We start from the raw sequence: 12,495 nt of genomic DNA, 5'->3' as shown, positions 1-12,495 counted from the left end.
CGGTGAACGGACAATCGGCGGATATTGTGGTGGCCGGGCATATTTGCCTGGATGTCATACCGGCCGTTCCCGGGCATAGCGGCGGGGTAGGCGCCATGCTGGTGCCGGGCAAGCTGACGGAAATCGGCCCCGCGCTGCTCTCCGTCGGCGGGGCGGTCGCCAATACGGGGCTCGCTTTGCACCGGCTCGGGTTTTCGGTTCGGTTAATGGGCAAGGTAGGCGACGATCGGTTCGGCCAAACGATTTTGGAAGAGCTTTCCGGTTACGCAGGCAGGCTCACCGAGACGATGATCGTGGCACAAGGCGAGCACAGCTCGTATACGATCGTGATCAGCCCGCCCGGTGTGGACCGCATTTTCCTGCATGCCACGGGGGCGAACGATACGTTTTGCGCTGCGGATGTAAGGCTGGAGACGCTCGAAGGAGCACGGCTGTTCCATTTCGGTTATCCTCCCCTGATGCGAGGCATGTATGAACGGGACGGAGAGGAGCTTGTCCGCTTGCTGGCCGGCGTAAAGTCGAAAGGGTTGACCGTATCGCTTGATCTGGCGAAGCCCGATCCGGACTCGGCTGCCGGCCGTGCGGATTGGCAAGCGATATTGGCCCGCTCGCTTCCGAATGTGGACGTGTTTTTGCCGAGCTTTGAAGAAATTTTATATATGCTGCGGCCCGGCCTTTATGATCGGCTTATGCGCCAGCACGGAGCGGAAAACATGCTTGCCGTCGCGGACGGTCCGCTGCTTTCGTCGCTTGCCGAGGAGCTGCTGGGAATGGGCGCCGCCGTTGTCGGACTCAAGCTCGGCGAATACGGTTTGTACGTACGCTCGACCTCCGATGGGAAAAGGCTTGCCGCGATGGGAGCTTGCGCTCCGGCGGCGGCGGATTGGGCAGGGCGCGAGCTGCTAGTTCCCTGCTTCAAGGTGAAGGCCGTCGGTACGACAGGCGCCGGAGACTGTACGATCGCCGGTTTTATCGGCGGTCTAACGCAGGGGCTTTCCATCGAGCAAACGCTGCTTGGCGCCGTCGGCGTAGGGGCGTGCAACGTAGAGCAGGCCGATGCGGTAAGCGGCGTGCCGGGCTGGAACGACGTGCTCGAACGGATGGCGGCGGGATGGGAACAAAGCGGGGCGGCTTTATCGCTGCCCGGCTGGAGCGTTACGGATGGTAACGGCAGCCGGATTTATCGAAACGACGGAAGGGGATAGAATGTTGACGCTCAAACGCAGCGAAGTTAAGCGCGCACAAGCCAGAGCTGCCCAAATCCTTGAACAGGCGGGCATCGCGCTAAGCGCCCAAGAGAAGGAACAGATCGAAATCGCCGGTTTCGGGCTCGGCAATTTGGAAAGCCAAGGGCTGGAGCTGATAACGTACGCCAATACGGATCGTTACTGCGCCAAGGAGCTTGTGCTTTTTGCGGAGCAGACGTGTCCGGAGCATCTTCATCCCCCGATCGGCGGCGAGGAAGGCAAAATGGAAACGTTCCGCTGCCGCTGGGGGCGGGTGCTGCTGTATGTGGAGGGCGAGGTGACGCCGGACATACAAGCGGTTTTGCCTGCGGGCAGCGAAGCTTGCTACACGGTGTTCCACGAAATCGTGCTCGATCCGGGACAGCAATACACGATTCCGCCGGGTACAAAGCATTGGTTTCAAGGAGGAGCGGACGGAGCGATCGTATCCGAGTTTTCCAGCACCAGCCGTGACGAGTTCGACATATTCACCGATCCTGCTATCGTAAGGGTTGCGGCTATAGAAGAAGACGAAGCGGAGTAAAGGAGAGCGTGCCGGCATGCAGCTATTCGGACAAAACTGGACGCGCAGGGAGCTGGAAGCGCGCATCGGCCATCTCGGCCAGATCGGCGGCATCAGGCGGGTGACGCTGAAGGAGGGAAAGGAAGCGGGGACGGAGCTTATCCAGGTCAGAACCGGAGCCGGGCTTTCCTTCGATGTCGTTCCGGCCAAAGGACTCGACATTTCGCTCGCGGAGCTGTGGGGAGCTCCGTTGTCGTGGCAGTCGCCGAACGGCAACGTTCATCCCATGTACTACGAACCGTCGGGAACGGACTGGCTGCGCACCGCTTCTGGAGGGCTGCTTATGACTTGCGGCTTCTCCCATGCCGGTTCGCCCTCGGCGGATGGAGGCTTCGGGCTGCATGGCAGGGCTCACCATACGCCGGCGAAGCATGTCAGCTTGCGCGAGGAATGGGCGGGCGACGAGCTCGAATGGAGCATCTCCGGGGTCATGGAGGAAACGGCGATATTCGGCAGCAAGCTAAGATTGACGCGGATTTTTTCCGGCAGGCTTGGAGACAACCGCATCACGCTTTGCGACCGTCTGGAAAACGTCGGTTTCCAGCCCGCTCCGTACATGATGCTGTACCATTTCAACTTTGGATTCCCGCTGCTGGGGGAGCGGACGACGATCGGTCTGCCTTCCGCGGACAGCGAGGCCCGCGGCGAAGATGCGGAGCTCGCCGCGTGCGGGCGATGGAATGCGCCGAACGCCGCCGTGAACGAAGCCGTTTATTATCATGATCTTCGCCGCGACGCCGCTGATGGCGCTGGAATGGCACATGCGGACATTTGCAATCCTGTATTTCCCGCCGGCGGCAGTTTTCGTCCCGTTAAGGTAACCCTCAGCTGGTCGATGGATACGCTGCCGATTCTTGTCCAATGGCGAATGCCGGGCGCAGGCGAGCACGTGCTCGGTCTCGAGCCGGCCAATTGCAGGGTGGAAGGCCGGGAAGCGGAAGCGAAGCGCGGCGGGCCGCAGCTATTGGCTCCGGGAGCGTCCGTTTTTTTCAAGTTGGGGTTGAACATCGCTTGACGGAAGGCGATAATAGAACCATTATTTTCACGAACAGATAGCGGGAGGCAGCAAGCGGATGTTGAACGGAACGGGCAGCGGATTAAACGGGAGACAGCAGCAAATATTGGACCTGATTTCTCTGGAAGGGGAAGTGCGCATTGCCGAGCTGAAAGAAGCGTTTCCGGTAACGGAGATGACGATCCGCCGCGATTTGGAAAAGCTCGAGGATACGGGGGCCATCAAACGGACGTTTGGCGGAGCTATCTTTGTAGGCAAAGATATTGCGCTGCAGGAACGTTCGGGTATGCTGACGGAAGAGAAAATCCGTATCGGCCGCAAAGCGGCGGCTCTCATACAGCCGGGCGAATCCGTCTTTATTGACGGGGGCACGACGACGCTGCAGGTCGCTCGTTTTTTGCCGCCGGACAGGAACGTCACGGTCGTGACGAATGCGCTGAATGTGGCGGCCGAGCTAACGGCCAAACATATTCCGACGATGCTCATAGGCGGGGTGCTCGTGGAAGCGACGAATTCGCTCGTCGGTCCGATAGCTGCCTCCAATGTGGCCGGCATGGCTTTCGATCGGGTTTTTCTTGGAGCGACGGGCGTAAACATCGAACATGGATTCAGCAACTCGAACATGTATGAAGCGGAAATCAAGCGGCTCGCGATCCGTCAGGCAGCGGAAACCAATATCGTGCTCGATCATTCCAAATTCGGAAACCGGGTGCTCGTTTCGTTCGCTCCCTTGGACGGCGTACATCGGATCGTGACCGATCGGCTGCCGGATGACGAGCTTCAACGCGCATGCAGAGAAGCGGGCGTTCGGTTGGATGTGGCAGGTCCTTAGACTACGGAAACGATCCGCTCGGTCGGTGGGCATATAGAACGGAAAAGTTTTCCTTTTGCGTGAAAAAACAGGGCTTTCCCAAGGTCTTTATGGACCTTTCGGATAGCCCTTTTTAATTGTGCGAGCGTTAGTGAAGTCCCGCCATATTCCGGTGGCGCAGAAATTCTTTGCCGTATTCGCCATGCGGGTTGATGCCGGCATGCTCGATCTGGATCGTCGTATGCTCGATTCCGTATTTGTTTTTCAGCGTTTCGTTGATTGCGAGAATGACGCAGAACGGCTGGATATGCTCATTAACGAAAACATGCGCCGTCAGCGAATAATGATCGGTCGTTACGGACCACAAATGCATCTCGTGAACGTCTTCTACGCCTTCCACCTTTGCAATCTCGCTGCGGATTTCGTCGAGATCGAATATTTCGGGTACGGTTTCCATCATGATCAAATACGACGCGCGGACGATTTTGGCGCCGCCGGTAAAGATGATCGCGCCGATCACCATGCTGATGAGCGGATCGAAGAAACGAAGACCGGTGAAATAAATGAGCACCGCCGAAACGATAACGCCGATCGAGCTCAGCAGGTCGCCGATAAAATGCCATAACGCGCTTTGCACGTTCAAGTTGTCTTCTTCCTTCATGCTGCGGCTGAGGATAATCGTCAGCACGATGTTGACGACGAGTCCGATCGATGCGATGACGATCATCGTCTGGAAATGGATATCCTGCGGCGTAATCATCCGTTTGATGCCTTCGATGAAAATGCCGATCGCGATAATGGCGAGAGCCAATCCGTTTAGCAGCGACGCGATAATTTCGAAGCGCAAATACCCGAACGTAAAGCGGGCGTTCGGCTGCCTGGTCGCCATGTAAATGGCCACCATACTGAGGCCCAGCGCGAATACGTCGGAAATCATATGGGCGGAATCCGATAGCAATGCAAGCGAATTGGAGGCAATACCGCCGATAATTTCGACGATCGTAAAAAACAAAGTTAATACGAGCGTAATCCAGAGCGTCTTTTTGGAGGTAGACTGCTCTTTCACGTGGCGTAAATGATGGAAGTCGTACACGGTAGCTCACCGCCTTTTCCTAGATTAGAATTATTCTAAATAAGCTCTTGTTTGCATTATACGCCAATCCGTGACCCGCTGTAAATGCGTTAGCGCACATTTTTTGATATACTTGAAATATTTGTTACTGCCGTTCGAAAGATTGTAATCATGCGGGCTAACCCGCGGTTGTTCGAATCCCGGTAAACGCGAAGCGAGCGTGAGCGTGCGAAGCGGCTTAACGATGAAGGGGAGGATGGAAACGATGATACGCACGTTAGCCGTTACCTTAGACGGCCGGATCGTTCACGACAGTCCGCTTGAGCGGCTGCGGGACGCGGACGTGAAATGGTATTGGGTCGATTTCGATAACCCGGATGAGCAGGAGACGGCGCTGCTGGACAGCTTTTTCCATTTTCATCCGCTGGCGATCGAGGATTGCATGCATTTTCTGCAGCGGCCGAAGCTGGATCATTATGATGAAGAGCATTTTTTCGTGCTGCACACGCTTAATCAGAAGACGCTGCTCGCCGATGAGGTCGATCTGTTCGTCGGCTCCAATTTCGTAGTCTCGTTTCATTTGAGGCCGCTTATGGAGATGGAAGAAGTATGGAAGAAAATAAAAGCAATGCCTTCGATCCATAAGAAAGACCATATTTATGTCGTTTATTTGATCATGGACAAGCTGGTCGATTATTATTTTCCCAGCCTGATGCGGATCGAGGACGATCTGCTGCAGCTGGAAACGAATCCGGACGGGCAGCTGATCGGCGATAGAATGAACGAGGTTTATGAAATCAGGGCGCAGCTCGGAAAGCTTCGGCGTACGGTGTTCCCGATGCGGGACTTGCTGTACCGCATTATTTATACGGAGAAAATTCAGGGGCTCAAAGGGCATATCGAATATTTTACCGATATTCACGACCATCTGCTGAAGCTTTCCGAAATGATCGAGTCGAACCGCGAGATGACTTCGGATTTGCGGGACAGCTACATGTCGATCAACGCAAACCGGATGAACGCCATCATGAAAACGCTCACCGTCATCACGACGATTTTTATGCCGCTTACGTTCATCGCCGGTATTTACGGGATGAATTTCGAACATATGCCGGAGCTCGCATGGTCTGCCGGTTACCCGCTCGTGCTGGCCGTCATGCTGGCGATCGGAATCGGGATGTTTCTGTGGTTTCTTCGCAAAGGCTGGTTTAAATAGCATACGCTTATCATTATAGGGGGGATGGACCGGGTTCGCCTGTCGTTCGTTCGGGTCGAGGGCTTGCCGGGATGGGTATATTACATGTTGAGCAAACTGAAAAAAATGGATATCCCGATTATGGGAATATTGATCTGTTTTATGGTGATGAGTACGTTCATTATTTATAGCGTCACTTGGGATACCAAGTACAGCGGATTGCATACGAACAACTGGGTGACGTTCGCCGTGCTGTTCGTTGCGATGATCGGCCTTTCTTTGGTCGATTACCGGATATGGGTCAGGCAGCTGCCATATGTTTTGTATGGCGTCGGCATCGTCCTGCTTGTTATCGTCAAGTTCAAAGGACTGACCATCAACGGATCGACGCGCTGGATCGACTTGGGTGTCATGCAGTTTCAGCCGTCGGAGCTGATGAAGCTTTTCGTCATTTTGGTTGCGGCGAAGCTGCTGGCCGAGCGGAATGGCGAGCCGCTCCGGTTTGTGCGGGATATCGTGCCGATCGGCATCGTCGTAATCATACCCTTTGCGATGGTTATGCTTCAGCCGGATATGGGGACGTCGATCGTTTTCCTTGCGATCTTTCTTGGCATGCTCTGGGTGGGGAATATCCGTAAAAAGCATGCGCTGCTGGGCGCGGCATCGATTGCGGCCGTTATCGTTATATTGGTCGGCTTGTATCATTATCAATTCGACTTGTTCTCGAAAATCATTAAGCCGCATCAGTTGAACCGTATCGAGACGTTTCTCGATCCGGCAAGCGACCCGGACCAAAGCTGGCATGTGCTGAATTCGAAGATCGCGATCGCTACGGGCCAGCTTTACGGCGACGGCTTCAGGAACGGGCATTATGTCCAGAACGGCTATATTCCTTACGGTTATGCGGATTCCATCTTCGTCGTGATCGGGGAGGAATTCGGCTTCGCCGGCGCTGCGGTGCTGCTGTTTCTATACTTTTTGCTTATTTACCGGATGGTGCTGATCTCGCTCGCATGCAAAGATTTGGCGGGCTGTTATTTGATCATCGGAGTCGTTTCGATGCTGACGCTGCAAATTTTCGAAAATATCGCCATGCACATCGGACTTATGCCCCTTAGCGGGATTGCACTGCCGTTTATCAGCTACGGCGGGAGCTCGCTCCTGACCAATATGATCGCGATGGGTTTCGTGATGAGCGTAAAGCTGCATCCGGGATCATTCAGCTTCGGGGATGAACGGCTGTCGTAGCGGAAGTGCTTGTAAGGTTCACGTTGAAACGATTAGTAAGAAAGCCTGCGGAGTGCGGAACCGCGGGCTTTTGACGTTCGGCGGCATCTTGGGGAAGCGACTCTAAACCGGACAAGCGGCGCAATTAAAAAGGCAATAAAAAGATTTTTCGAACAACACAAAAACGCGTAGACCGTATACAGCGGCACTACGCGTTAGTAAGCTATTCCAGCTCAATGCTCTACGGTTTCCTATCATCGAACCATGCAGATGCTTCGAATTCCGGATTCATGAATTAGGAGTCATCGGCTAATCTACTTTTTTCAACACCACATCATCAAAATATGCCGTACCCGGACCAAATACACGTAAGTAAATAACGGCTATATTTGCATTCTCAGGTACTTTAAACTGCATCTTCGCTTCTTGCCACTCCGCAACATTATAATACGGCTGACTATTGAATTCGCTGACGTAACCGGCTGCCCCAAGAACATTCTTGTAAAGCTCCACTTTCATTTGCGTTTTACCTGGTGAGATAACTTCACTCTTTAACCATGCTGAGAGATCATAGATTTCTCCGCCGATCACACTAACTTGCTGTTTAACCAGCGTATTTCCGCTAGCTTTTGTTAACTTTAATGCGTTGTTGCCTAAATGAGATTTGTCTGAAGTAACGGCGACTTCACCTGTCGTCCATGTCCCTTGCCAACCCGTAGCGATCAAATTCGTCACTTGCTCGAACCCGGGATTGAGCAGTAAGTTTTTACTGTAAAGGATCTCAATGGGGGTGCTTAATACATCTTGCCCCGCTATTTGCATCTTCACATCGATAACATAATGATCTTCCGCTAACGAATTGGGAATCGTCAATGTTCCTTCTACTCTAACCGATTGATTAGCAGGCACGGTTACAGGATTCTCAAAGACAAGCGCCAATCCATTCGCTGCAGCACTTGTTAAATCGACAGATAAGGCATACGGTTTGTTGTTCGTGATGGTGACAGGGACTTTTAAAGTACCGGGATGCGTTGCTCGGATTACCTTGTCGAATGAACCGAATGAAAGGTGACGATGAATGAGGGCATACGCCTCCGTCTCCAACTTGTCATAATCAACTTTCGTCATTGCGCCATCAAGGAGAAGTCTTTTCGCTTCGGCAATAAATTGAGCTAACGAGCTTAGATAGGACTCGATTTTATTTGCGTTAAAATCATTCTCGGCCTCTTCCAGAAAATGTATCATGGCTCCAGCTTGGGCGGATGTTAATTTCCCTTCAGTAATATAGTTATACACCACATTCTTCAAGTCGCCCACACCATACTCTACTTGATATACGCCAATATCGTCCAAATAAACGGTCGCATCCGTTGCATTTTTAATTTGCGTATTAATTAAAATGTTCTTGATGTCGTTTCCATCAATCTGGGCAGGCAATTCGTCGAAAAAGGGAATCTCTGTCCATTTCCCTGCATGATCAGCTAAAGTAAATGCTTTGGAGAAATAAGTACTCTTCCCTTTTCCTGTATGGAGCTCAATAACAATTTGTACAGTACCTTGACTAGTTGTACCGGCAGGTGTGAAAAATTTAACAGAGCTTGCCAACAATCCTGGCTTGACATCAATATATTTCCAAACACCCGCTTGTTTGGCATTCGTGTAAACTAAACTTTTGGACCCGCTGCTTGCGTTTTGATCCGCGACCTCTATATTTGCTGTACCGTCAGGCTTCCATAAATTCCATGTGGCTGTACCGTCTTCAAAAGAGGCATTATCTGCCAACGAATGCCCAATATCGATGCGATTCAATAATTTTGCAAATTCACGAAGATTCGGACGAGAAATATCTTGGCGAAATTGCTGCAGCTTTTTCATGATTTCACTATTTTCATTACATGTTACACAGGCATCCAGAAAGCTCTTCGTATACCAGAATTCGTTAGAGTTCCATCCCGTCCATACCTCGTTATAGGTTACAGGATTAACTGGATATTTGAGCGTTGGATTTTTGCTGAATTCTTGAATAAACTCCGCTCTGCGTTTGGAAGCAGACAATCGACTTTCCAGTGTGTTATCTAACTCATTCAATATCGCTAAAGCCTCGGCTTCGTTGCCAGGTCTGTTGATTTGACGCTGACTTTGATAAGAATAAGCAGATGCTTCATAATATTCAAACTGAAGTAACAGCTGTTCAGCCCTTAGCTTTTGCTCGGGTGTCTCCGCTTTTGCTAACACAGATTCAAGTAGGGTCCGACCTTGTACAAATTCATCTTTAGCGAGCAATAAATAAGAACTATTCCTCATCGTCAGATAGACATCATCCTTAGACGATTGAAACCAGGAGGAGTCTCTTGCGTCCGTTCTCCAAAATTTCTCCCACATCTCGAAGTATGCCTTTAAATCAGCAGCTGCCTTCGAACCAACAGCTGCTTGATACCAATGATCGAGCAATACGTCCACGTCTTGCTTCTCGTTCCAGCCCAGTTTGGCAATAATCCATGGCTGAGGCCCATCCCCTAATACAGGATGCATGTCCCAATGATGCAATTTCACATCATGATCGACAGCGTAATCATATAAGTCTTTCACCAGATGCGGATAAACGCGTGGAGCGTGGTAGGCAAAGCTCTCCATATAATCATACCAGCCCAGCGTTGCCGCCTTCTCTTTCCAAGCATCAAAATGTGCCTTTCCCTGTTGTTCGACTTCCTCATCCACCCAGGCTAGCCGGTCTTTCGTAACAACCGGAATGACCTGCGGATGTAAAGCAAACGAAGGCGGGTCTATAACTGCTTCATAGGCATATACCGCAAACCATTTATTGGCGTACTGAGGGTCCGCTACTACTCCGCTAACGACATCATTGACCCATTTATAATAAATTTCGGACATATGCGGCAGACCAACTGAGTTTTTTGTAGGGTTTGCAGGATAACCGGGATGGGCGGGATTCATCTCACAAAATCCATTAGAATCATTCACAACAAGAGAGAAGGAAATGTCATCGGGATTGTTACGGAAATATTCCTTAATATTTTCAATCGCTACTTGAACTGTTGCAGGATTGCTAAAGCACGGCTGCCAACCTGTGTACGCGCCGGGAGCAGGCGGTCGATTATTCGGATAGAAGTTCGGATAAGCTGTCGTATCCCCATATTTGGCAACCGGGAAAAGGGTAAACATATTATGACCAAGTTTGATTTCCGACGCAGATAGCGTACGATTTTCACGTTGCCACTTATAACGAACATCGCCATAATTGCCATCGCTCATATTCATGGATCGCCGCAATGAAAAGGCGGTCGGCTCATCCTTCCAGCGTTCCGCCGGCATCACAAGTTCATCCAAATGCGGTACATCTGTCCACTCATCACTTGGGAATAGCCATGTAACGCCTGCGTATTTCTCCAAAAAGGCATATACGCCGTTACGTGTTCCGACCGATGTCGGGCTCGTAATGATTAATTGCGTCTCAGATGGAGCGACGATGAAGCCATCCGCATGCACGGCTGCCACTTCTGAAGTAAGCGCTTGATCCTCGGGATAGGAGCCTTCCCCGATCCGCAGCGTGATTGTCGATGGCTCCAGATTTAGAATCCCAAGCTGACCAACGGTATAGATCGGGAGTTTAGCTCCTGTAGCGCGCTCAATGTAATCCGACATCGCGTTCGCTGCTTCATTGATCTCTGCGCCGCTTTGTTCAGGTTTTACAATAACCGCATTCGCTTGACTGTCACGGACGATGTATAGCGGCGGATTCGAAGTCGGCTCCTCTCCTTCCAATACTGCTGTAACCGCTTTCTTCAGCTGGGTTTTTGCGGCTTCGGTTATATTTTTCTGCATGCCCTTGTTGGTAAGATGCTTCAGGAAATCTTCCATCTTTTTGCGTACCTGCTCAATCGAGCCTTTCTCTAACTGATGCTTGGCTTGTTGCAATGCGTTATCGAGCTGCTTGGACAGCGGGTGCTGAACATCCCCTGATTCGATCAACGAATTCAGCAACGTTTGTACCTGATTGATTTGGCTCAGCGTCAGACTGTCCGGCTCTTGCGCAGCGGTATTGTTGGTCAAGCCGGCCATTGAAGTGAAGACTAAGACTAAAACCAACGTCCACAACATCCACTTGTGTTTCAACATGTTTTTCCTCCTCGTAGATAAGAAATCGATTTCTTCGAATATAGTAAGTTCTCCATCCACTTGTCTGATGCGAATCCTCTGCTCGAACTTACCTATAAAGTTACCATTGAGGGTTAAAGAAAATCTACGAGCCATCTTGCTTTCTTTTTGTATATTCTTGCTGTTTAAGATCGGCTTTACAAAAAATAGAGTATAATGAATAGCATCTGATGAAGCGCTTACAAAAGGGGGTATCAAATGACAACCCAACGACAGATTATAGATTACAACCAACGATTCCCATTCAAAATAACACGAGTAAAGCAGCTGAATAACAACTATCTCGTCCTTCCGCACTGGCACGAACAACTGGAAGTCATTCAAGTTGTTTCAGGCTCCGTTCAAGTTAAAGTCGACGAACAAACTTACATCGGTGAAGAAGGCGATATTTTCTTTTTCAACAGTCGGCAGGTTCATTCTGTGATGAATAAAGACGAAAAGGTCGATCCTATGATCCATGGTATGCTTTTCGATCGAGTTTTGCTGTACCGTGCAATTGCAAACCAGGAAACAGAACTATGGATTTCATCATTGCTAGGACATCGAAAAATCCGTAACCAATATACACCTACCCATAAGCTTTGGCCTAAGTTAAATGAAGGGTTAAAAATGTTAAGTGAAGAAAATACATCAAAGCTTATTGGATATGAATTGTTAATTATTTCGGAGATCTATTCATTCATCGTATCCATTTTACGCATGTACGCTATTGAAATTAGTTTAGATTTAAGTCCAATCCGCTATATTGAACAATATGCGAAGTTGAAACCTGCAGTGGATTACATTGAAAAACAGTATGCTAATAAAATGAATTTGGAGGAAATTAGCAGTCAGTCCAATATGAGTTCATTTCATTTTTCACGCGAGTTTAAGAAGCTGTTTGGGATGACTCCTATGCAAATGGTTACAGATGTTCGCTTACACCGAGCAAAACAACTGCTATTGGATTCAAATATTAGCATTACGGAAGTTGCCGGTTTAATAGGATTTTACGATGTAGGGCATTTCAGTAAAGTTTTTAAACAAAAAAATGGATACACACCATTACAATTTCGTAAAGGATTTGATCTATAGTCCTAAAACAAATATTCCTGCGAACGCATCAACCGTTCGCAGGAATTCTTTATTTACAGCCCTAGTAAGCTGAACTATAATAAATGTGTAAATATAAGATACAGTGTATCATAATA

9 protein-coding genes are annotated in these 12,495 nt (G+C 50.0%); 7 read left to right on the top strand and 2 right to left on the bottom strand.

What is annotated here, in order from left to right:
- The first annotated feature begins 2 nt into the window (after positions 1-2).
- Genes DQG23_RS05480 through DQG23_RS05465 form a run of 4 tightly spaced genes read left to right on the top strand, consistent with a single transcriptional unit; the run spans position 3 to position 3,656 of the window.
- Positions 3-1,205 (top strand): carbohydrate kinase family protein, encoded by a 1,203-nt coding sequence (locus DQG23_RS05480; protein WP_113029801.1) that lies wholly within the window; start codon positions 3-5, stop codon positions 1,203-1,205.
- 1 nt (position 1,206) lies between these two features.
- Positions 1,207-1,770 carry a D-lyxose/D-mannose family sugar isomerase gene (locus tag DQG23_RS05475; protein ID WP_113030023.1) on the top strand — a complete coding sequence of 188 codons (564 nt, stop codon included), beginning with the start codon at positions 1,207-1,209 and terminating at the stop codon, positions 1,768-1,770.
- A gap of 16 nt (positions 1,771-1,786) precedes the next feature.
- Positions 1,787-2,824: a DUF4432 family protein gene (locus DQG23_RS05470; RefSeq protein ID WP_113029800.1), complete on the top strand. Its 1,038-nt coding sequence runs from the start codon at positions 1,787-1,789 to the stop codon at positions 2,822-2,824.
- A 58-nt stretch (positions 2,825-2,882) separates the two neighbouring features.
- Positions 2,883-3,656, top strand: coding sequence for a DeoR/GlpR family DNA-binding transcription regulator (locus tag DQG23_RS05465; RefSeq protein ID WP_113029799.1), 774 nt, complete (start codon positions 2,883-2,885; stop codon positions 3,654-3,656).
- A 127-nt stretch (positions 3,657-3,783) separates the two neighbouring features.
- On the opposite strand, the gene DQG23_RS05460 is transcribed toward DQG23_RS05465, so the two are convergent.
- A complete protein-coding gene (locus tag DQG23_RS05460) occupies positions 3,784-4,728 on the bottom strand; it encodes a cation diffusion facilitator family transporter (protein ID WP_113029798.1) in 945 nt (314 codons plus the stop codon).
- 244 nt (positions 4,729-4,972) lie between these two features.
- Here DQG23_RS05460 and corA point away from each other — a divergent pair, with 244 nt between their 5' ends.
- Positions 4,973-5,923: a magnesium/cobalt transporter CorA gene (corA, locus tag DQG23_RS05450; protein WP_113029796.1), complete on the top strand. Its 951-nt coding sequence runs from the start codon at positions 4,973-4,975 to the stop codon at positions 5,921-5,923.
- A 24-nt stretch (positions 5,924-5,947) separates the two neighbouring features.
- Positions 5,948-7,150 (top strand): FtsW/RodA/SpoVE family cell cycle protein, encoded by a 1,203-nt coding sequence (locus tag DQG23_RS05445; RefSeq protein WP_238177760.1) that lies wholly within the window; start codon positions 5,948-5,950, stop codon positions 7,148-7,150.
- Between the two features lie 288 nt (positions 7,151-7,438).
- Here DQG23_RS05445 and DQG23_RS05440 read toward each other — a convergent pair whose 3' ends face one another.
- A complete protein-coding gene (locus DQG23_RS05440; RefSeq protein ID WP_158560317.1) occupies positions 7,439-11,266 on the bottom strand; it encodes a DUF4838 domain-containing protein in 3,828 nt (1,275 codons plus the stop codon).
- Between the two features lie 237 nt (positions 11,267-11,503).
- Here DQG23_RS05440 and DQG23_RS05435 point away from each other — a divergent pair, with 237 nt between their 5' ends.
- Positions 11,504-12,379: an AraC family transcriptional regulator gene (locus tag DQG23_RS05435; RefSeq protein ID WP_113029794.1), complete on the top strand. Its 876-nt coding sequence runs from the start codon at positions 11,504-11,506 to the stop codon at positions 12,377-12,379.
- Positions 12,380-12,495 lie beyond the last annotated feature (116 nt).

The sequence above is a fragment of the Paenibacillus contaminans genome, assembly GCF_003285015.1.
GTDB lineage: Bacteria > Bacillota > Bacilli > Paenibacillales > NBRC-103111 > Paenibacillus_V > Paenibacillus_V contaminans.
This window is presented reverse-complemented; position numbering and strand designations above follow the sequence as displayed.

Bases quoted from the DNA above. Each gene is read 5' to 3' on its own strand.
- DQG23_RS05475 (WP_113030023.1), top strand. From the start codon at position 1,207: ATGTTGACGCTCAAACGCAGCGAAGTTAAGCGCGCACAAGCCAGAGCT.
- DQG23_RS05470 (WP_113029800.1), top strand. From the start codon at position 1,787: ATGCAGCTATTCGGACAAAACTGGACGCGCAGGGAGCTGGAAGCGCGC.
- DQG23_RS05465 (WP_113029799.1), top strand. From the start codon at position 2,883: ATGTTGAACGGAACGGGCAGCGGATTAAACGGGAGACAGCAGCAAATA.
- corA (WP_113029796.1), top strand. From the start codon at position 4,973: ATGATACGCACGTTAGCCGTTACCTTAGACGGCCGGATCGTTCACGAC.
- DQG23_RS05445 (WP_238177760.1), top strand. From the start codon at position 5,948: ATGGACCGGGTTCGCCTGTCGTTCGTTCGGGTCGAGGGCTTGCCGGGA.
- DQG23_RS05440 (WP_158560317.1), bottom strand. From the start codon at position 11,266: ATGTTGAAACACAAGTGGATGTTGTGGACGTTGGTTTTAGTCTTAGTC.
- DQG23_RS05435 (WP_113029794.1), top strand. From the start codon at position 11,504: ATGACAACCCAACGACAGATTATAGATTACAACCAACGATTCCCATTC.